Genomic DNA, 18,989 nt, shown 5'->3' on the forward strand with positions numbered 1-18,989 from the left:
GCGCGGTCCTCCGGGTCAGGCGGCATCGGCATCGGGCGGCGCCGGGTCGTTGGTAGGGACGGCGGGAGCGTCGGGATCGGGAGCGGGCGCACCGTCGAGCGTCCGCCATTCGAGCATGTCGTCGCTCTCGCGCTCGCAGGTCTGGCAGGTGGTGGAATCGTAGGTGCTGAGCAGCACCCAGGCCTGTTCGGCCTCATCCCACACCGCGACGGCGTCCTTGGTGACGTTGTCGCTGCCGCACTCGTCGCACACCGGCTTGATCCGCGAGGCGGCGGGCAAACGGAGGCGATCCTCGGTGCAGATCGACCAGTCACCGTAGAATTTGCCGTCGTGCGGAAGACAGTCGCCGGCGAGCTGGATGGCGTGTTCGCCATAGCCCTCGTGGAAATGGATTTCCGAATTCGGGAAGAACTTTTCCAGGACCGCCTTCGCGCCGCGGATCTTCACCTCGCTGCCATAGGTGGTGTGGATATAGTCGAGCGGTCCGATCGCGGGGCCTTCGCAGCCCCAGTCTTCGACGTCCTCGTCGGGCGTGGCGCGGCCGTGGAACAGATAGAGATAGACGCTCATCGTGGCGGTCCTTTCAGGCGCTGGGGAGGAGGTGCGCGAGCGCGCTCGCGTCGACCTGCTTGGAGATCGGTGCGGTGCTCTCGACGCGGACCGCGTCCAGGCTCTCGAACGTCTCGGGCATCTGGCGGCGTTCGTAACGGTCCTTGTCGACGAGACCGTGGATCGGCGCGCCCTCGTGGCGCGCGAAGCCGAGCGCATCGACGCTGACAACGCGGCGGAAGACGCAGCCGACCTTGCCCTCGGGCACCCAGTCCGCCCAGGAACCCGACGCCGAGACACTCTCATACTGGCCGATGATCGCCTGATAGGCGGCGCGGCGGCGAACGACGTGGCTGTCGTGGACCGGCACGTCCTCGCCGGTCAGCGCGGTCCAGCGGTCGGGATGCCAGCAGCGCACCGACCGGCGCGCGTTCTCGACCTGCAGCGCGATGCCGGGGATGGGTAAGCGGCGAAACTCGCTGCCGAAGGCGTAGAGTACCAGCGCGTAATCGACGTCTTCCTCATAAAACGGATCGTCGCGGCGCAGCGCGTCGGGCATCGCGGACTGGCGTTCGTCCGACAGGACATAGCCGCCATGGCTGGGCGTCCACACGCGCCAGATGCCGGGCAGCACCTGGTCGGCGCGATCGGGCGTGTCCCAAGGGGTCGTGTCGGGTCGGGGGCTGGGCTTGAACCGGGTCATCTGTCATCTCCCTCATGGATCTGACAGCTATCCCTCCCCCTCCTCTACCGGGCGAAGAGGCGTCCCGGTCTCCTCGCCGGCGGCCGAGGGCCGTTCAATGCTCGACGACGCGATAGTTGCCGAGGTCCGCCCGGATGCCGAGCGCATCGATCATGGTCGCCGGCTCGAAGCCGCTTTCGCGGTACCGTTCGGCCGCGAGCGATCTGGCACGGTCGAGACAGGCCTGGTCGCGCCACTCGACGATGGTCACGATGTTATAGCCGCCCGGGCCGCTTTCCTGCGTGAGGATGAGGTTCTGGATGCAGCCCTCCATATCGTCGAGAAAGGCATGCGTCTCGGTAAGCTTCGCGACGAAGGCGTCGATGCTGGCGGCAGGGACGGCGAACTTGTCGACCTTGTAGACGGAGCTGGTCAGGCGTTCTCTCCCGGATGCGAAGGATCGGACCGGGGGCACCCGGTCCGGCATGGTGGTCAGGCGGGTTTGCTGCCGGGCGTGCCGCACTTGGCGAACTTGCCTTTGGCATCCTTGCAGCGCGTGGGCTTGGCGGGCTTCTCGGGACATTTGACGAAGCGGCCCTTGGCATCCTTGCAGGGGGCGGCAAGTGCCGGGACACCAGCGAGAAGTGAAAGCGCGGCAGTAGCGGCGACGATTGTGCGCATCTCTAATCTCCTGCCCGGTGATCGGGCTCGAAAGGAGTATCCGGGAGAACAGCGGTACGCCAGCCATTACGGAACCGTGGCTGGTGGGTACTGGTTTTCACCCATCAACATATCGCTCAAACGAGTTCGATCATGGGTGAAGCAACCGACAAGGTGAACGCTGCGGGCAACAAGCTGGCCGGCAACGTCATGGAAGGGATCGGCAAGGCGACCGACAACGCGAGCCTCGAAGCGGAGGGCAAGGCCCAGAAGCTGAAGGGGTCCGCTCAGGACGTAAAGGGCTCGGTCAAGGGCGCGCTCGGCGACAACATCTGACCGCAGATTCCGGTGTGAAGACGAGGGCCGTTTCGGGAAACCGGGGCGGCCGTTTCGGTATCAGCCGATATGAAGCTGATCGAGAACGGCGCTTTCCAGATTATCGCCTTCGAGATCCTCGGCATGGATCGTCACGACGGGCGCGATCTCACGCAGCTTTTCGACCTGGCGCAGCTTCAGCCCCAGCGCATCGGGATTGTCGCCGGTGACGACTTCGAGCGCCGCCTCGATCACCTCGCCGGTGGTGAAGTCCCGCAGGTCCAGGATGAGGTCGGGGCGGACGTCGCCGATCGACGTCGCGATGTCGAACAGGAGGCGCTTGAATCCGACGCCGATGCCGCGCCGGCGAAGCCGGTACTGGAGATCGAGCAGGCCGACGATCGTCTTGCGTTCGGCGAGATTGTGGATCGCGACGAAATTGGCGGGGCGCGCGATCGGCTGCGCATAGGCGCGCAGGCACGCATAGCCCTCGCGCGGGTTGTGCTCGCCGACGACGGCCAGGACCAGATACGGCGGTCCGATGTGGCGCTGGTGGACGCCGATGTGGCGGATGCGGTTCTTGACGATCAGCTCGCGCCCTTCGGCAAGCGTGATGGTCGAGCCGGAGACGTCGATCGCATACAGGAGGAGGAAGGCCTGCGGGGCGTGCTCGCTCGGCCATTTCTTCGCCGCCTCGCGCAGTTTCGCGAATACGATGCCGCGTTCGTAGGGGTCGATGTGGGTGTAGAGATGGCGCGCGAGCGGGATACCCGGTGCGATCTGGACCCGTTCGGCCGCGGCGCGCATCGCCGCGAATTCGCTCGCCATCGACGTGGTGCGCGGCTCGCCGACCTCAAGCGGCTCGACGACGTTGACCTGCGCCATTTCCATCAGCTGCCACAGCAGCCGCGCGAGGCGCGGGATCGCGACGCCGCGGGTGCGATCGTCGGGTTCGCTGTCGTCGGGCAGCTGCGCCAGTTTCTCGGGGGCGAGCCGGTGCGCCGAGAACAGCCCGTCCGGCTCGTTGATCGTGCGCGGGGTGGCGGTCGCTTTCTCGCGGATGCGGGGCGGTGCCTGCTCGCGGAAGAAGGGGCAGTCGACGTCATGCTCGGGGCGACGCTGGCGGATACTGGTAAGGCGTCGCAGGTAATAGGTTTCGGCTTCGGAGAGATAGGCCGGCGAGAGTAGCGGTGGGTCCGTCCCCTCCCCCAGGCAGTCGCAGGCGATCCACTGGTGATGGTCGCGTGCCTTGACCACCATGATGACCGACGCGCGGTGATCGCTGTCCTCGCCTTCGCCGGTATACCAGCGCACCAGCGCCTCGCGCACCACGTCGGGGACGGGCGAGCGGGAGGTTAGACCCCGGGTATCGCGCGGGACGAGCCACATGGTGGTGATGCTACTCCATAATGCTTGCCTTGTCGCCTTTGTTCACGTTACGTTCAATGAACAAAGGAGCTGGCCATGAAGCGTTCGGAATTTATCGGAGAGTTCGACCTCGACGCGGTGCTCACCGAATTGTCGGTCGATCTGGATATTCGCGTCACCCGGCGCATGCTCGCCGGAGCGTGCATCGGCAGCAATCCGGAGGATGCGTATCTCTCGGCGCGCGAGTTGCGGGAATCGCTCGAATGGATTCATGAGGGCGAGAACGAGGGCAAGGTCAAGCTGACCACGATCCTCAGCACCGCGTGCGACGATTTCCAGCGGTGCCTCTATTATTGCGTCGCCGGCAAGGGCGTCGTGACCATGCTCGACGATCTCGTCTGGCTGGAGAAGCTGCTGGAGGCGCGCGGTCGCATCGCCGGGCACATCTACCGCAACAAGCTGCCGGTGAAGCCGCTGGTCAACCCGTATGTCGCGGCCGAGCCGGACGGTCCGCTGGGCCGGTTCGACGCGGCGTTCGCGATCGGCGCGTCCTGGTCGCATGACCCGGGACCCGATTACGATTCCGACGATCGTGGCCCCGGTCCGAAGCTCAAGGGCTGACGACAAAAGAAAAGGCGGTTCGGCAAGGGAGCATGCCGGACCGCCTCTTCCAAGGGGGGGATATCAATAACGCGCCTCGCACGCGAGGCGTTCCCCGCGCCGCCAGCGCGCCGGATCGATGAATTCCCCCGCATAGGCACCGTGACCCGCTGACCGGGCCTGTTCTGCCGCGGCGACATAGCGCGCGGCGCGTTGCGGATCGCCGCGCAGATATTGCGTCGCCGGCACCGCCAGACCCTGCAAAATGAGTTGCTCGCCCAGGTCGTAGCCGTCGACCGTCACGATGGCGATCGGGCGGCCATAGCTGCTCGCGCCGGTCATGCGGATCGTGGCGACACCGCTCTTGAGGATACGCGAGGCGGAATCCTGAGCAAACTTGCCGCATGGATAGCAGGCACCGTCCTTCGAGCACATCTGCTTGCGCTCGAAGGCGTCGGCCCCCGACAGGCGGAAATCGACCGAAACCGTGTCGCCGTCGATCGCCCGCCCCTCGCCGGTGATCGTCGCACCGTCGTGGCCCTGGGGTGCCCCTGCCCCGCAGGCGGCGAGCGCGGCGATGCCGAGGAGCAGCGCGCCCCTCATGCGTAGCGCAATTCGACTTCGACGTTCGGCCCGTCGACGATGACCGGGAGGACGCGGAAGGGTTGCAGCGGATCGCCGGTGCGCACGATCGAGACCTGGCGTGCGCCGGCATCGAACATCCGCATGGCGACGCGCTGGGCATGGGCGCGGCTGCAGAGCTGCGACCGCTTCGGGCTGGGTGTGACGGGCGGATACGGGGCGGACATGGCGATGATCCTGACGTGGGGGATGTCGGCGATCAACCGAACACCGTCTTGTGGACGCGAGTTTCGGGCTTGGGCGGCACGAGTGTCCACGCCCATTTGCGAAGGTTACCGATCCGATATTTCGGGTAGCTGTTGCCGGGGATCGCGAGCGAGATCTTGCGGCCGCGCTTGTGGACGATGAACTCGTCTCCCTCATAGCCGTCAACGAAGGTGACCTTGCTCGGCAAGCGGATGTGCATGCCGTGTTCGAGCGGGCGTACCGGGGTCGCGAGCCGCTCGAGGCAGCGTCGGCGCCAGTCGAGCGCACCGGGATCGTCGGTATCGCCGAGCAGCGAGAGGATGCGCTCGGGGCATTCGGCCTCGCATGGCCCGGCGTGTTCGGTCATATCCTTGTAGGCGAACACGAATCCGTCCTTGGCACGCGGATTCCAGCTGACCAGGCAGACGGCCGCGAAGGCGGGTTCGTCGGTGCCGTCGGTCGACGGCACCACGGCCGCGTACCAGACCTTGTTGCGCAGGCAGGAAGAGGCGATGACGCGCAGCGCCTTGCCCTTCCCGTCGGCATTGCGGTTGTCGTAGGTGAATTGCGCGTCGAGATAGGCTTTGGGGCCTGTGTGCGGGAACATCGACGACAGCGGCATGCTTAGCCAGCCCATGATGGCGGTCCTTTCGCGTGTGTGGACGGGTGATCGATCAGCCGAACAGGCTGACCGGCTCGGCGACCGGCGGTGTGAGCCGCAATTCCTTGCGCAGCCGCACGGCGAACCGCTCGGGCGCGAGCAGGTCGCGGATCGAGGCGTAGCAGTCGCGCTCCCCGAGGTGATCGTGACGACCGCTGACGCGGCGGTAGATGACCTCGCGGTCGGCCATGGTGCCGTGGAGCGATAGCTGCATCCACAGCTCCTCGCCGTGGAGGGTGATCTCGCCGGACCGGGAGGCGTGGCTGCGGTTCGAGCGAAGGTCGTAGTGCGCGGGGTCGAGCCCCAGCGTTTCGGCGAGCCGGCGCAGCGCCTTGCGTCCGTCGCTGTGGAAGCGATCCTTGGCGGCCGCATCGTGCGCGACGCCGCGCACCGCGAGCGTCAGCAGCGCCGGGTGCTGTCGCAGCTCGGCGATACGGTCCATGCAGCGCCGCTTGAGGAGCGCGTCTTCGGACTGCCGCGCGGTGACGCTTGCGAGATGGCGGGCGAGCAGGATGACCGCGGGATCGGTCTCGAAGGCGATGCCGGCGTTGCGGCAGTCGTCGATCGCGCGGGTGATGGCGTGAAGGCTTGCTCCAATCGTGACCAGCGCGCTCGGGTCGAGCGCCTGCTGGTGGCGGAAGGCGACATCGTAGGGCATGAGCGATCTCCCGAGCGCCTCACGCGCTCAGAAATTCGCTCCCCCTCCCCTTCACGATAACCAGTTACGTAATTGCTCCGGTATTTCAGGATCGATGTCCTCGCCCGGTTGCATAGGCCGCAGACCCTGCTCCGCATCGACCGCGGCCTGCAGATGACAGGCGGCAACGGTCGCTCCGTCGTCGGTCGCGTCATAAAGCGCGAGCGCCTGCCGCATTAGCGCGAGCCGTATATTATCGCTCATGCCAGTCTCCCACTACGGTCTGCCGCCATGATTGCGTTCGGGGCAAACGAAAGCAGGCCCATAATGGTTGTAACGGCCGTGCGCTCATCGCAGCCTCCATCGGCCGACAAGGTCGACCATTGCGTCACGATAGCCCCACGCATCGGGATAGATCGCAGGCTCCTGCGCGAGCCAGGCCATGACAATTAGCATGTCCTCGGAAATGATCGCGTCGCAGTTGCTGAGGTGGAGGATGGGGAAGTGGCCGTTGTCGTCACCATTCCACCACGCCAGCAGGAAGTCCGCGACGCGCGCGGCCTGCCCGGTATCGGACGAGGCGACATCCACGAGGCGGCCGATCGCGGCGCCGACCTCGTCGAAGGCGAGTGCGCGGATGAGGGGGCGGCGTTGCGGTTGCATGGTGCGTATCCTGTCCTGTCGGGTGGAAGCTGTCATGCGATCAGGATGGGGCGTGCTTCCCGGCCTGGGCGATCATCACGGCGACCGCCTCGTCGAGCGCGGCGTCATCGCCGTTGACCATGCGCGCCGACGGGGTGAGGCGTTGCACGCCGGCGAACACGATGGCGGGTGTCCTGCCCTTGAGCCGATAGCAGAACACCTGGTCGCCCTCGATCGTCACCAGCTTCGTCCGGCATTGCCGGCGCAGCCGCTTCGCCTCCTCGATCCGGGTGATGAGCGCCGCCACCTCGAATTCGAGGCAGTGCGGCATGACGCTGTCGCCGAGCCGCGAGACGGGCCGGTTGGCGGCGAGCCAGGCATCGACCGCCTGTTCGGTGACGCTGCCGACGGCATGGTAATCGTCCGCGGCGCCATGACCGCGGTTCGAGGCGAGGAAGGCGCGCTGCCCATCGATCCAGATCTCGGCCGAGTAGCAGGTCGTTTCCTCGGACAAAGCGTCGACCACCTTCAGCTTGCGCAATTCGATGTGCATGGTGCGATCTCCAGGTCATGCTGCGAGGGCTTCGGGTTGGTCGATCCCGGGCGCGCCACCCGCGGCGGCGTTATGGAGCCAGGTCACCGCCTGCTCGGCTTTCGCCGCGGCCTTGATGATCGCGCTTGAATCGCCCTTCAGGATCTTCAGCCAATGATCGACGTAGCTGGCGTGGTTGTCGTGCAGCTCGCCGGGCAGATTGAGGTCGGCGCACACCAGACACTGGCCGATGCAGGCGACCAGCTCCTCGAACGCATAGGCGTTGTCGCCGAACTTCTTGCCGAACTCGCGGTTGAGGCGCTGCGGCGCGCCCGAATAATGGACATATTCGTGCGCGAGCGTGCTGGCGTAATGATCGTCCGAGCGAAACGCGCCGCGCTGCGGTAGCTGGATATAGTCGCCGATCGGCGAATAGAATGCCTGATCGCCGCCATGCCGCACGGTCGCCGGCAGGCCTCCGAAGAAGGCATCGATCGCGGCGCGGTGCCGGCTCTCGATGCGCGGTTCGGGCGGTGCGGGCACCGGATAATAATACGCCGGGAGACCGTCGATCTGATCGACGTTGAACACCGTGTACGAGCGCAGGAACCGGATATTCTTCGTCGCCGCCTCGCCGGTGACGCGGTCCGCCTCGGTTTTCGAGAAGGTCGAATAATAGACGCTGTGCGCGCCATGCTCGCCGCGCCGTACCTGTCCGCCCAACTCGGTCGCCTGTCGGTAGGTCATCCAGTTGCGGCCAGAGAACCCCTGGGCGTCGCCGATCGCCCAGAGATAGAGCGCGTTGATGCCGGTGTAGGGCGTGCCGCAATGCCGCAGCGGTCGCCCCCCTGCCCCGGTCAGTCCCCAGGGGCGCGACCAGGGCAGGACGCCGGCTTCAAGCTTGGCGATTATGAGGTTGGTGATCTCGGCCGCGACATCGCGGCGTGGCGCAGTCGATTTGCGGTGAAAGGTCATGGGAAAGCTCCCTCGATGCGCGGGCCACGCGTGACGGTCCGCGGGTAAAAAGAAGGCGGCCGCCCCGGTGAGGGACAGCCGCCAAGGTGTGCCCGGGAGACGAACGGGCCGGGGGTATCGGGGGGCTATTCGGCCGCGATCAGCGCCTCGTCGCTGTCGATCCCGGCATCGTCGGCACCGAGATCATCGGTGTCGCCGTAGTCGTCGTCGTCGAAGCCCTCATCGCCGGGCTCGTCGTCGATTGCCTCGTCGGCACCGGCGACCGACACGAGATCGAACCGCATCGCGTCGGGCACCCAGGCCAGCGCCGCGTCCTTGGTCTCCGCCTCGGTGATCGCTTCGCCGGCGAACAGCTTCTCGCAGCTGGTCGAGATCTCGCCCTTCTTCGAGGCCATGTAGCGGGCCGCGAGCGGCGCGCCCCCGACGTTGGTGAGCAGCGCCAGCAGCGTACCCTTCGACACGCGGTCGAAGAAGTTCGCCGAGGTAGGGCGCCACCATTTGGCGGGTTCGATCTCGAGGATCGAGGCGAGCCGCGCATGGAGCGGGTTGGTGGTGACCGAGCTGTAATCGGGCTTGGCCTCGAGCGAGGTCGCCACCACGACCGCGAGCCAGGCCGCCTTGGCGTCGTCGCTGAGCGCGCGGAACGCCTCGAACCGCTCGACCGGGTTCGACCCTTCCGTCCACGACGTGTCGAGACCCTCGCGGGCTTCGGCGATCGCGACCTGCGCCTGCGTGGCGGGCTGATCCTTGGGCATCTGCGGGTCCTGCGGACGCCCTGCCCGAACCGTCGTCCCGTAGCGGCCGTAGCCGTGGCTGGGGTCGGCGAGGCAGAACAGCATATAGTCGAGCGCGAGCCCCGGATCGCCGAGGATCGAGGCGGCGAGGATGTCGCGGCGCTGGACCGCCAGTTCGTCATGGAGCCGCGCGCTGAGCGGCTTGCCGCCAGGAGCGACCGCCTCGGGCGGCAGGTCGGCGGTGCGACGCGACGACGGCGACGACGGCAGCGGCCGATCGTCCCCGGGCAGGCGGATCGGCGTTTCGCTGTAATAGGTCGTGTCGAGCGTCATCTTGCCGTCGCGGCCGAGCGTCAGGAAGACGCCGACCTGGCCCTTGACCTCGTCGGTCAGCTCGGGCGCCTTGTCGTGGATCGCCTGATATTCCTCGCGCAGCCGATCCGATTCCGCATCGAGCGCGGCATAGGTGTCGTCATCGATACCCTCGTCCTCCATATCGCTCTCGATGACCTGCACGCGCTCCTCGATCTTGTCGCAGCGCGTCTGTTCCTCGTCCGTCAGCGGCGCTGCCGGCAGCGTCACGCGGTGGAGGTCGGACGTGATGCCGTAGAGGCTGGTCGTGGCGACGGGGCGCACCCATGCGACGCCCAGTTCCTCGCCGAGCCGCTTGGCCTCGGCCTCCATCAGCGAGGCAGCGAGCGTCTGCGCGAGTTCCGGGTCGGTCCAGCGGTCACCGTCCTCGCTGAACAGTTCGCGCTCGATGCGGCCGCCCGCGGCGACATAGGCATCGGCACCGACCAGGATCGCGATCGGATCCGTCGCCTTCATCGTGTCGTTGGCGATCGCGCGACGGATCTGGTCGGCGTTGACGTAGGACGAGTGACCATACTGCTCGAACACGCGCTCCTGCTTGGCCTTGTCGGCCGTCGAGCCGTAGGCCTTGGCCATCTCGTAGGAGATCTTGCCCGCGGCCAGGGCTTCGAAGATCGGTTCGGCAAGATCGGCGAGGCGCAGCCGTCCCTCGATGAAGCGGCGGGTCTGGCCAAACCGTTTGGCGACCGCGTCGACGTCACCGTCGGTCTTGAGGAAGTGCTGGAACGCGACGCATTCCTCGGCGACGGTCATCTGCTCGCGCTGGAAATTCTCGGTCAGCGACACCTCGCGCAGGTCCGCCTCGTCGCCGGTGATGATCTTGACCGGCACGTCATAGTCGGCGGCAACGATCTCGCCGGCTTCGGCCAGCATCATCGCACCGAGATAGCGGCGATCGCCGGCGATTATCTCGAACATGCCCTTCGGGCGGGCGGCGGTCACCAGCAGGTTCTGCATGATGCCGCGAGCGCGGATGCTGGCGGCCATCGCCTCGATATTCTTGGGCGGGGTGGTGCGCACGTTCTTCTCGGAACGCTTCAGCTTCGCGAGTTTGACGGTCTGGGTCATCTATCGTCTCCATGAGCGGGAAAGTGTCCGGTGCACGGGTGTTTCCCCCGACCCGGACACCCTCCCCGCTCCTTCTCCCCTCTCGTTTCCCGCTTGGGCGGGAGGGCGACTGGGGCTCGCCGACAAGCGGCTACCTTGCTGCTAGCTGGCTGTTATCGTGCCGGTCAGGCCATCAGCTTTGCGAGAACCGCATCGGCCGTCTCGACGGGGATGAAGACGCGCGTCTTGTAGGCGATGATCTCTGTGAAGCAGCCGATCGACTTGAGCCACGCGAGCTGGTCGGCCGGTGCGCCGCTGATCTCGATGCGCGGCTTGGCGTTGACGCGTACGCGCTTCACCTCGCACACGAACGGTCGCCGGATCGTGACCGTCCCGCCCTCCATCGCGGCGCGCGCGACCTCGGCCGGGCTGAGCACGTCGTTGCTGTCGAGGCCCATCTTCGAGAACAGCGCCGGCACGTCGCCCGGGAACACCATGCGCCCGAGCCAGGAGCGACCCTCGGCATCGACCACGCGGTTGACCACGAGATGGTCGCTCGGCAGCGCCGACCAGATCGGCAGCAGAAGGCCGGTCGCGAGCCGGATCGTCTCGACGTCGAGCTTGCCGCGGATCTCGTCGACCTCGGCCGACCATTCCGCCTCGAACCGTGCGCGGCTGCATTCCTCCCAGGCCGTCTCGTAGAGATCGTCGAGTGCGAGATATTCGTGCCGGGTCGGACGCATCAGTTCGATGCGCGACACCGCCACCCCGTCCTCGGTCAGCCAGGAGCGCGCGTTGGTGCGCAGCGCGACCTTGCCCGACTTGCCGTTGCGCACGAACACGGCGGTCTGGTCGGTATCGGCGATGCGCAGCACGCGCTCGAGCGACATGGGGTTGCGGCGCCGGGTCACCTCGATCGTCAGCAGGTGCGAGGTCGCCTTGCTGACCGGGTCGGTGCGCAGGATCGTATCGTCGAGCACGGTCGCGGTCTCGACCGTCATCGTCTCGACGCCGACATCGAGTGTCCCCGCCTCGCGCGCGGCCGCGACCCGTGCCTCGACCAGCGCCAGGAATTCGTCAAAGATGCAGTTCTGGAGCCCGATCGGCAGCGCCAGCAACCGGTTGAGCCAGCGCTGGATGGGCGGGAGATCCTCCTTCAACACGCCGTCGGTATCGAGCAGTTCCAGGCCGGTGCGATGCTGGAAATCGGTGAGGTTGGTGCTGGTCAGCTTCCCCGCGACGAGCAGGTGATACCAGCTGATGAGCGCCGCCTTGGCGTAGTCGCTTTCGAGATTATCGGCCGGGTCGAACAGATTCTGCCCCCCGGTCTGGCGCTGGCCGCGCGTCAGAGCGCCGAGGCTGTCTAGACGCCGCGCGATGGTCGAGGTGAACCTGAGTTCGCCCTTGCAGTCGGTCGTGACGGGCCGGAACAGGGGCGAGCAGGCCTGATGCGTGCGGTGGGTACGTCCCAGGCCCTGGATCGCGCGATCGGCCCTCCAGCCCGGCTCCAGGAGCAGATGCGCGCGTTGCTGCTGGTTCTTCGCATCGAGGCTGGCATGATAAGACCGCCCGGTCCCGCCGGCGTCGGAGAAGACCAGGATGCGCTTGGTGCCTTCCATGAAGGCGGCGGAATCGGCCTGCGTGGCGCGGGCCGAGCGCGATTCGAGCTTCTGCCCTCCCCCGCTCACCGTGATGAGGCGCTTGGTGCGCCCCGTCACCTCGGCGACCATCTCGGTGCCGAACCGGGTGATGATGGCATCGAGCACGGCCGCGATCGGCGGCAGCGCGCAAAGCTGCTCGACCAGATTGTCGCGCTCGGCTTCGGCTTCGGGGTTGGTGACCGGGTGGCCGCTCTCGTCGAACAGCGGTCGCGAGCGCACCTCGCCGGTGTCATCGCGGAAGAAGGTCATCTGCTGGACCGGGAATGCCCGCGTCAGATAGTCGATCACGGCCTCGCGCGGGGAGAGATCGATGTCGAGGTCGGCGCGCTCGTCGGGCGACAGTTCGCCCAGGCGGCGGTCGAGGATCGCCTCGGCGGTGCTGACCAGCTGCAGCACGACCGACTGATCGGCCGCCAGATGCTGTTCGATCGCCGCGATGACGGTCGGGAGCTTCGCTGACAGGAGGAGCGCCCCGAAGAACCGCTGCTTGCAGCTTTCGAACCGCGAGCGCGCCGCGGCCTTCGCGCCCGAGTTGAGCGTCTTGCCCTCGTTGCCGTCGACGACGCCGGTGAGTTCGAGCGCCTTTTCAAGGCCGCGATGGATGATCGCCCAGGCATCGGCATAGGTGTCGTACACCGCGATCTGTTCAGGCGTCAGCTCGTGGCGGAGGATGTCATATTCGACCCCGGCGAAGCTCAGCGCGCGCGCGGTGTAGAGGCCGGTCGCCTTGAGATCGCGCGCGACCAGTTCCATCGCCGCGATCCCGCCCTGCCGGATCTGGGTGATGAACGCCTCGCGGTTGGCGAAGGCGGTCTCCGGCCCCCACAGGCCGAGCCGCACGGCATAGGCGAGGTTGTTCACCTCCGACGCGCCGGTCGCCGAGGCGTAGAGCACGCGGGCGTCGGGCAGGTGGTTCTGCAGGAGAACGCCGGCGATGCCCTGCTGCGAGCCCTTCTTGGTGCCCATCGACCCTTCGCCACCCGCGACGCCGCCCATCTCATGCGCCTCGTCGAACGCGATGACGCCGTCGAAGTCGGCACCGGCCCAGGCGATGATTTGATCGAGCCGGGTGGCGTCGCCGCGGTTGGAGCGCAGCGTCGGATAGGTCACGAACAGGACGCCCTCGTCCATCGTGACGGGCTCGTCGATCTTCCAGCGCGAGAGCGGCTGCACATCGGCCGCGAGACCGCCGAGCGCGGTCCAGTCGCGGATCGCGTCGGCATGGAGCGCCTCGTTCTTGCTGATCCAGATGTTCTTGCGACGACCCGCCAGCCAGTTGTCGAGGATGACGGCCGCGACCTGCCGCCCCTTCCCTGCCCCGGTGCCGTCGCCCAGGAAATAGCCCTTGCGGTACGCGCGTCCGTCGTCGGAGAGCACCAGCCCCACGCCCTCCTTGTCTGGCTTGCTCAGGCCCGGGATATACTGGGTCCAGGCATGGCCGGCGTAAACGACGGTCTCGAGCTGCGAGGAGGACAGGAGGCGTTCGGTGACGGTGCGTTCGGGCAGCGACGGAACATGGACGGGGATCGGCGCGGGGATCGAGCCCATCGCGATCGATTCCACCAGCGCGGTCGGATGCTCGCCGGCAGCGTCGAACACGATACGGCTCGGCCGATAGGGCAGATAGACGCCGGACTGCTCGGCGAGTGGCGCCGGCGTCTCGAGTACCTGGTAGCCGACCGGGAGAACCTCGTTCCTGGCGAGAGCGCGGAAGATGCGCGGGGTGGCAGCGGGCTTCGATCTCACGCTGCGCAGGAGGGACAGCCCCCCGCCCCGCTTGACCGGCGCCGGAGTGGCGGCCTCCGGGATCAGATCCTGCCGGGGCGGGATGACCAGCGCCTCGACCAGGTCGCTTACGGCGCCGCGCTGGAGCGTGACCGTCGTGGTATCACCCACCGTCTTGTCGATGACATAGAGTCGCACCGCGACTCCGGTGCCGTGCTTGCCATAGGCATGGGTCAGCCGGATCGAGGTGCGCAGCGCGACGCTCGCCAGCGTCGTCGACCAGATCGTGCCCATGCGCGCGGAGTTGAAGAACCAGTCGGGCATGATCGCGACGACGCGCCCGCCAGGCCGCACACGCTTGATCGCCGCCTGCAGGTGGCGGACCGCAGCGAGCGCGTCGGCACCGCGGCCGAGCGAGCGCGAGAAGGGCGGGTTCATCAGGATGAGGCTGGGGCGCTCCGCGGATGCCATGACGCTGGCGATCTGCGCGCCGTCGTGGCCGGTAACGCTGGCTTTCGGGAAGGTGGCCGACAGCCGCTCGCGGCGCGCGGGATCGATCTCGTTGAGCTGGAGCGCCGCGATCGGCGGGAGGCCCGCTACCAGGAGACCGTTGCCGGCGCTCGGTTCGAGTACGATGTCATCCGCGCGTGCGTTCGCGAGCATGACCGTGATCGTGGCGAGATCGAGCGGGGTCGAGAATTGCTGCCAGTCGATCTGCTCCTCGCTGCGCACGGTCTGGGTAGGAAGGCGCGCCATAAGCCCGATCGCGGCGTCGACCGCCGGCGTGGTGCCTGCTGCGCATACCGCCAGCGCGGTCGCATGCTCCAGCACCTCGAAGCTCTCGCGCTGGGTCCAGTGACCATCGGCGTCGGTGCCGCCATAGGCGCGGATCATCGCGTCGTTGAGCATCGCTCGGGTGATCTTCGCGTCGCCGGCGATCGCGGGGAGCAGCAGGCGGGCGGCAGCGGTGGCATGGTCGGCGCGCGCGGGCGCAGGGTCGAACAGGTCGGTCATGGGGGTCTCCGGGTCTGTGGCTGCTCGTGCAGCTCACGACCCCGACCCCCCTTCCCTCTCAGGCTCCGGGTTTCACGACGTCGGCCCAGTCGCCATAACGTGAGGGTGGCGGCATCCGCTTCAGCGTCAGCCCGCGCGGCCGATAGGCGGCCCACGCCTTGCGTCGTGCGCGTCGGCCCTCGAAGTCATTGTCCTCGGCGAAGATCAGCGTGGTGACGCTATCGGGGATGTGGACACGGTCGAGCCGCGCCGCGCCGAGCGTCGCCCAGCACGGGATGCCGTGGATCTGGGTGAAGGCGGCCGAGGTCTCGAACCCCTCACCAAGCGCCAATGTGTCGGTGACGCGCATGCCCTGCCAGGTCGCACCTCCCGGCGTGCCGAGCGTCGCCTTGTCGAGATAGCCGCCATGCGCGAGGTCGAGGAAGATGCGCTGAATCGAGCGCAGCGTTCGCCCCTCCCGCGCCGCGATCAGCAGCGCCGGGAGGAACCGCGTATGCGGTTTGGGTCCCCATGGACAGCGCGGGTGGTAGCGCAGGTCGTGGAATGGCCCGATGAGACCGCGAAAGCGCAGATAGGCTTCCGCGGGTGTCCCGGCGATCGGCAACCCGTCGTTCCACAGCCGTTCGACGTTGGCCGGTCTACCGGCGCGCTGTTCGGCGGGAGGGTCGTAGGTACGTCCGGGTCGGATGCGCGCGATCTCCCGTAGCACATCCTCCGCAGCGCAGCCGGCGAAGCAGTGAACGAGGATGCCGTCATGGCCCTGCCGGATCGACAGGCTGGGATCGCTGTCGGCGTGGGCCGGGCATCGGCACATGGCGTTGTAGCCATGCCAGGTCCCGCCGAGGGTGCCGACGATATTGACGATTTGCTGGGTGGGTCTGAGAGCAATCAGGGACATTTCCCGTCTCCTTCCCTGCTAGGCTCCCTCTTCCCTTCATTGGATTTCATTGGGGCCTTAGGACCGTGCGGTCGCAGCGCTTATATATTACTCCTGCCTTACTGTTTGCGACGCTCCTCTGCGTCAGCAAGGTCTAAGAGCCTTCGCATTGCCTCTCCCTTCGGGATGCGGTGATTTTCCGCGTATGCATCAAAGCGATCGCGATCTTCGTCGGTCATGCGAAGACTGTAATGGGCCGGATACTTGGCGACCCGGCGCTCTCGCTTACGCGCGGTTGGCCGTTCGGCAGCCGATGGTGCTTCCGGCGTACGATCTGGTCCGAATCCTATGGAAGTCGCCGCAGCTTTGGCCTGATCGCGTACTTCTTTGCTTGGACGGACAACTAGCTCGGGTGCGTCGTCATCTCCGAACTTTGGAAGTCCGGCGTAAGTCGGAGTAGTCGTCTGCTTCCGGCTCATACTGCGGCGACTCCCTTGGAAGCTGGTTTTAACGCTGCGAGAACCTCTGTGGCGAAGGCCTTGGCGTTGGCCCTGGCAGTGTCGAGAGATGATGCCTGTGTATGATCCATGCTCGCCAAGGTTCCTCCTTGGGCAAACAATGTTTTGAAAGCAGTCCGCTCAGCTATGGTAGTCCGAAGCGCAGGGATACCGGCTCTTTCGATGTCTTTCGCAATACTGCTCGCAACGCGCGAGCGGATGCGGTAACTCGCCGGAGTCCGGGTGTAGACGGCCGTGAACGCTATCTCTCGTCTCGCTGCCTTGCCTGCCGTTTTTATCGTCCTGAATGTGCGAGCGGCTTGGTTAGCGTCAAGTACTGAGCCCTGCATTGGCACAATGGCGAGGCTGGTCATCAATAGAGCGTTGACGACCCGGGTGTTCGCCCTGCCCTCAAGGTCAACAATGACATGATGTGCGCGTCGTTGCGCGGAGTCGATCGTGTCAACGATACCTTCCTCGTCAGCTTCGCGGATCACCTCGATGTTGCCGGGTTTGCCAGGCAAGCTGGCCCATTCCGCAAGCGGGAAATTAGGGTCAGCATCAATCACGACGATCGGCGAGCCGTCTTGCGCCAGTTCGGTTGCAAGCAAGAGTGCGGCGGTGGTTTTACCAACGCCCCCTTTCGAGGATAAAAATGTGATTACAGCCATAATGACCCCTATCGATTACGGCGTGTTACAAGGTGATACACGGTAGCGCAAGACCCCGCGATAGCCCTTGTGCGACAACGTGCTACGACGCAGCGCGTCGTAGTCATCATCATACGCGGTGTTGCGTTCAATATGATGTGCTACGCACCATACAAGGTAGTCACTGTGATACAGGGTGGACGTTGCACTACACGGTGCTACAGCGTCCTGCATGGTGTGGCGCTGGGTTTACAGAGCTAGCCTACAATAAGTAGTGCGTTATGCAGGCGTATGATGTCGGGGGCACCTCAAGGTTTGTCATATGGACAGCGGCAGTCGGAACAAATGGTCAACAAAAGCCTGAGCGTTGCCGCAAAGTATATTAAGTTTCGTGGGTTTGTGAGGTTGGACGAGTTGGAAGTTACCGGATCACCTCTCGTGATGTTTCACCCGCGGAGCTCGTAGTAGACGATCTGCCATCCATTCTTGGGACCGCGCCACTGGGTGATCTGAAAGCTATGGGCTTGTGCAGACCCGTCCAGGACGCGGCTACTCCACCGTAGCGTTTCATCGTAACTGCTTCCGGACGATAACGCACCCGCTATGCGCCGAATGGGCAGCTTGGCGGGGAGCCTGCGGATGCGTCGGCCATCGTTGCCGACAAAGATAACGTCTTCGGCCACGCTTCGTCTTGGAACAGCCAACCAGTCGACCTGTTTGCCGGCCTGCTCCTGTCGCAAAACAGACGCGATCTCTTTCGCATCGCTAACGGCTTGGATTTGGAGCTGTTCATTGGTGAGTTTTGCCGAGCACTCAGGTTCGATCGCTTGTAAACTTTCTGCCGCTAATGCCTTCGATCCATCCCGACGATAGTCGTCGATTTCCCAGCGCCACCCCTCAGCACTGTTCCGCCAAAGCGTCTTATATGATCCAACTCGATTTCCGCCATCGTACAGCCCGCCGATAACAACTGCCGACCCGCTCGGATCACAGGACGGAAAGACAAGTTCGGGTCTGCGCTCGGCATGGCTCTCGACACTCATCATTGTGAGCCACCACCTTCGGCTACTCTCGGCTGCTTGCAACATGCTGGCCACAGATGGAGAGCGCGCGGTTTCGGGCGCATGTTGTATTGGCCAGGGGTCGCTTTGTGGACCGAAACTGCGTGCCGCTGCCTGACGGCCACTGGCAAGTACAGCTTCCGAGTAGGCCCGCTCCGCCTCCAGCGCGGAATTCGGCGAACTTGCCGCTAGTAGAAGCGCGAAGATCATGGCGAAATCCTACTCCTCAATCAACGTGTCGAGCGATGTACGGGCATCTGCGCCGGATGGTTGAGCGCCCGATAGAGCGTGGCATGATGACACTTCAGCAGCTTCGCCGCTTCGCGCACCGATGTGCCTTCGCCGACGAGACGCTGTCCGAGCGCGATCTGGTCCGGAGTGAGCTTGGGCTTACGCCCGAACTTCACGCCGCGCGCCATGGCTGCCGCGCGGCCGGAACTGGTACGCTGGTGGATCAGCTCGCGCTCGAACTCCGCGATGCCGGCGAACACGGTGAGCACCATGCGTCCCGCAGGCGTGGTCGTGTCGGCCCAGGGCTCGGCGAGCGAGCGCAGCCCCGCTCCCGCCTCGTTCAGCTTCTCGGCGATGTCGAGCAGGTCGCGCGTCGAACGCGCTAGGCGATCGAGCCGGGTGACCACAACCACGTCGTCGTCGCGCAGCTGCTCCAGCATCCGGTCGAGTTCCGGTCGGGCGCGCTTGGCGCCGGACACCTTCTCCTCGAATGTCCGCCGGCATCCGGCCGCCTTCAGTGCCGTCTTTTGAAGCGTGAGATCCTGATCGTCGGTAGATACGCGCGCATAGCCGAGGAGCATGTCGCAGATGTGCATTGGAACACGGCTGATTAGCAACAGACATTTGCGACAGCGTCCGCCCTCGTGGCGTGACCGGTCAGGGCCGCTGTC

Annotated in this window: 21 protein-coding genes; 2 read left to right on the forward strand and 19 right to left on the reverse strand. The window is 65.8% G+C overall.

The features are described from left to right. Window positions 1-15 precede the first annotated feature (15 nt). From ACP690_RS13620 to ACP690_RS13635, 4 genes are all read right to left on the reverse strand, one after another. Entirely contained in the window at window positions 16-570 is a 555-nt protein-coding gene (locus ACP690_RS13620; protein ID WP_024310653.1) for a hypothetical protein, read from the reverse strand. A gap of 13 nt (window positions 571-583) precedes the next feature. Then, window positions 584-1,252 carry a DUF7007 domain-containing protein gene (locus ACP690_RS13625; protein ID WP_164523912.1) on the reverse strand — a complete coding sequence of 223 codons (669 nt, stop codon included), beginning with the start codon at window positions 1,250-1,252 and terminating at the stop codon, window positions 584-586. Between the two features lie 94 nt (window positions 1,253-1,346). Then, entirely contained in the window at window positions 1,347-1,754 is a 408-nt protein-coding gene (locus ACP690_RS13630) for an antibiotic biosynthesis monooxygenase (RefSeq protein ID WP_196803788.1), read from the reverse strand. Beyond that, window positions 1,724-1,912, reverse strand: coding sequence for a hypothetical protein (locus ACP690_RS13635; RefSeq protein WP_024310650.1), 189 nt, complete (start codon window positions 1,910-1,912; stop codon window positions 1,724-1,726). Before ACP690_RS13635 ends, ACP690_RS13630 begins: the two co-directional genes overlap by 31 nt. A gap of 132 nt (window positions 1,913-2,044) precedes the next feature. Here ACP690_RS13635 and ACP690_RS13640 point away from each other — a divergent pair, with 132 nt between their 5' ends. Further along, window positions 2,045-2,227, forward strand: coding sequence for a CsbD family protein (locus tag ACP690_RS13640; RefSeq protein WP_024310649.1), 183 nt, complete (start codon window positions 2,045-2,047; stop codon window positions 2,225-2,227). Between the two features lie 60 nt (window positions 2,228-2,287). Here ACP690_RS13640 and ACP690_RS13645 read toward each other — a convergent pair whose 3' ends face one another. Further along, window positions 2,288-3,595 carry a hypothetical protein gene (locus ACP690_RS13645; protein WP_024310648.1) on the reverse strand — a complete coding sequence of 436 codons (1,308 nt, stop codon included), beginning with the start codon at window positions 3,593-3,595 and terminating at the stop codon, window positions 2,288-2,290. 75 nt (window positions 3,596-3,670) lie between these two features. Between ACP690_RS13645 and ACP690_RS13650 the strand changes: the two genes are divergently transcribed. Continuing rightward, window positions 3,671-4,195 carry a hypothetical protein gene (locus tag ACP690_RS13650; RefSeq protein WP_024310647.1) on the forward strand — a complete coding sequence of 175 codons (525 nt, stop codon included), beginning with the start codon at window positions 3,671-3,673 and terminating at the stop codon, window positions 4,193-4,195. Window positions 4,196-4,258: 63 nt separating this feature from the next. On the opposite strand, the gene ACP690_RS13655 is transcribed toward ACP690_RS13650, so the two are convergent. The 14 genes from ACP690_RS13655 to ACP690_RS13720 form a co-directional block, all read right to left on the reverse strand. Next, a complete protein-coding gene (locus tag ACP690_RS13655; protein WP_024310646.1) occupies window positions 4,259-4,777 on the reverse strand; it encodes a thermonuclease family protein in 519 nt (172 codons plus the stop codon). Further along, a complete protein-coding gene (locus ACP690_RS13660) occupies window positions 4,774-5,019 on the reverse strand; it encodes a hypothetical protein (RefSeq protein ID WP_079247040.1) in 246 nt (81 codons plus the stop codon). The genes ACP690_RS13655 and ACP690_RS13660 overlap by 4 nt, the downstream gene beginning before the upstream one ends. Beyond that, window positions 5,016-5,639: a DUF6927 domain-containing protein gene (locus ACP690_RS13665; protein ID WP_126015169.1), complete on the reverse strand. Its 624-nt coding sequence runs from the start codon at window positions 5,637-5,639 to the stop codon at window positions 5,016-5,018. The genes ACP690_RS13660 and ACP690_RS13665 overlap by 4 nt, the downstream gene beginning before the upstream one ends. 37 nt (window positions 5,640-5,676) lie before the next feature. Next, window positions 5,677-6,321 (reverse strand): hypothetical protein, encoded by a 645-nt coding sequence (locus ACP690_RS13670; protein WP_010408914.1) that lies wholly within the window; start codon window positions 6,319-6,321, stop codon window positions 5,677-5,679. Window positions 6,322-6,372: 51 nt separating this feature from the next. Beyond that, window positions 6,373-6,564: a hypothetical protein gene (locus ACP690_RS13675; protein ID WP_024310640.1), complete on the reverse strand. Its 192-nt coding sequence runs from the start codon at window positions 6,562-6,564 to the stop codon at window positions 6,373-6,375. 84 nt (window positions 6,565-6,648) lie between these two features. Continuing rightward, on the reverse strand, window positions 6,649-6,963 hold the full coding sequence (locus tag ACP690_RS13680; RefSeq protein WP_010408907.1) for a DUF7673 family protein: 315 nt from the start codon (window positions 6,961-6,963) through the stop codon (window positions 6,649-6,651). Between the two features lie 40 nt (window positions 6,964-7,003). Then, entirely contained in the window at window positions 7,004-7,495 is a 492-nt protein-coding gene (locus ACP690_RS13685; protein WP_016510938.1) for a hypothetical protein, read from the reverse strand. 15 nt (window positions 7,496-7,510) lie between these two features. Continuing rightward, the gene (locus tag ACP690_RS13690) at window positions 7,511-8,449 is read right to left on the reverse strand and encodes an ArdC family protein (RefSeq protein ID WP_062126480.1); all 939 of its coding nucleotides are present in this window, start codon (window positions 8,447-8,449) and stop codon (window positions 7,511-7,513) included. 125 nt (window positions 8,450-8,574) lie between these two features. Next, window positions 8,575-10,623 (reverse strand): ParB/RepB/Spo0J family partition protein, encoded by a 2,049-nt coding sequence (locus ACP690_RS13695; RefSeq protein WP_037447387.1) that lies wholly within the window; start codon window positions 10,621-10,623, stop codon window positions 8,575-8,577. A gap of 164 nt (window positions 10,624-10,787) precedes the next feature. Then, window positions 10,788-15,002, reverse strand: coding sequence for a strawberry notch family protein (locus ACP690_RS13700; RefSeq protein WP_062126477.1), 4,215 nt, complete (start codon window positions 15,000-15,002; stop codon window positions 10,788-10,790). 58 nt (window positions 15,003-15,060) lie between these two features. Further along, window positions 15,061-15,900 carry a DUF7146 domain-containing protein gene (locus tag ACP690_RS13705; RefSeq protein WP_024310635.1) on the reverse strand — a complete coding sequence of 280 codons (840 nt, stop codon included), beginning with the start codon at window positions 15,898-15,900 and terminating at the stop codon, window positions 15,061-15,063. Window positions 15,901-16,354: 454 nt separating this feature from the next. After that, window positions 16,355-17,047 carry a ParA family protein gene (locus ACP690_RS13710; protein ID WP_081643421.1) on the reverse strand — a complete coding sequence of 231 codons (693 nt, stop codon included), beginning with the start codon at window positions 17,045-17,047 and terminating at the stop codon, window positions 16,355-16,357. Between the two features lie 425 nt (window positions 17,048-17,472). Then, entirely contained in the window at window positions 17,473-18,297 is an 825-nt protein-coding gene (locus ACP690_RS13715) for a hypothetical protein (RefSeq protein WP_126014483.1), read from the reverse strand. Between the two features lie 20 nt (window positions 18,298-18,317). Beyond that, window positions 18,318-18,899, reverse strand: a complete 582-nt coding sequence (locus ACP690_RS13720; RefSeq protein ID WP_007406331.1) for a recombinase family protein — start codon at window positions 18,897-18,899, stop codon at window positions 18,318-18,320. Window positions 18,900-18,989 lie beyond the last annotated feature (90 nt).

This window comes from Sphingomonas sp. DC4900 (genome assembly GCF_049896485.1).
Lineage (GTDB): Bacteria > Pseudomonadota > Alphaproteobacteria > Sphingomonadales > Sphingomonadaceae > Sphingomonas > Sphingomonas aquatilis.

Bases quoted from the DNA above. Each gene is read 5' to 3' on its own strand.
- ACP690_RS13620 (WP_024310653.1), bottom strand. From the start codon at position 570: ATGAGCGTCTATCTCTATCTGTTCCACGGCCGCGCCACGCCCGACGAG.
- ACP690_RS13625 (WP_164523912.1), bottom strand. From the start codon at position 1,252: ATGACCCGGTTCAAGCCCAGCCCCCGACCCGACACGACCCCTTGGGAC.
- ACP690_RS13635 (WP_024310650.1), bottom strand. From the start codon at position 1,912: ATGCGCACAATCGTCGCCGCTACTGCCGCGCTTTCACTTCTCGCTGGT.
- ACP690_RS13640 (WP_024310649.1), top strand. From the start codon at position 2,045: ATGGGTGAAGCAACCGACAAGGTGAACGCTGCGGGCAACAAGCTGGCC.
- ACP690_RS13645 (WP_024310648.1), bottom strand. From the start codon at position 3,595: ATGTGGCTCGTCCCGCGCGATACCCGGGGTCTAACCTCCCGCTCGCCC.
- ACP690_RS13650 (WP_024310647.1), top strand. From the start codon at position 3,671: ATGAAGCGTTCGGAATTTATCGGAGAGTTCGACCTCGACGCGGTGCTC.
- ACP690_RS13655 (WP_024310646.1), bottom strand. From the start codon at position 4,777: ATGAGGGGCGCGCTGCTCCTCGGCATCGCCGCGCTCGCCGCCTGCGGG.
- ACP690_RS13665 (WP_126015169.1), bottom strand. From the start codon at position 5,639: ATGGGCTGGCTAAGCATGCCGCTGTCGTCGATGTTCCCGCACACAGGC.
- ACP690_RS13670 (WP_010408914.1), bottom strand. From the start codon at position 6,321: ATGCCCTACGATGTCGCCTTCCGCCACCAGCAGGCGCTCGACCCGAGC.
- ACP690_RS13675 (WP_024310640.1), bottom strand. From the start codon at position 6,564: ATGAGCGATAATATACGGCTCGCGCTAATGCGGCAGGCGCTCGCGCTT.
- ACP690_RS13680 (WP_010408907.1), bottom strand. From the start codon at position 6,963: ATGCAACCGCAACGCCGCCCCCTCATCCGCGCACTCGCCTTCGACGAG.
- ACP690_RS13685 (WP_016510938.1), bottom strand. From the start codon at position 7,495: ATGCACATCGAATTGCGCAAGCTGAAGGTGGTCGACGCTTTGTCCGAG.
- ACP690_RS13690 (WP_062126480.1), bottom strand. From the start codon at position 8,449: ATGACCTTTCACCGCAAATCGACTGCGCCACGCCGCGATGTCGCGGCC.
- ACP690_RS13695 (WP_037447387.1), bottom strand. From the start codon at position 10,623: ATGACCCAGACCGTCAAACTCGCGAAGCTGAAGCGTTCCGAGAAGAAC.
- ACP690_RS13700 (WP_062126477.1), bottom strand. From the start codon at position 15,002: ATGACCGACCTGTTCGACCCTGCGCCCGCGCGCGCCGACCATGCCACC.
- ACP690_RS13705 (WP_024310635.1), bottom strand. From the start codon at position 15,900: ATGTCCCTGATTGCTCTCAGACCCACCCAGCAAATCGTCAATATCGTC.
- ACP690_RS13710 (WP_081643421.1), bottom strand. From the start codon at position 17,047: ATGGCTGTAATCACATTTTTATCCTCGAAAGGGGGCGTTGGTAAAACC.
- ACP690_RS13715 (WP_126014483.1), bottom strand. From the start codon at position 18,297: ATGATCTTCGCGCTTCTACTAGCGGCAAGTTCGCCGAATTCCGCGCTG.
- ACP690_RS13720 (WP_007406331.1), bottom strand. From the start codon at position 18,899: ATGCTCCTCGGCTATGCGCGCGTATCTACCGACGATCAGGATCTCACG.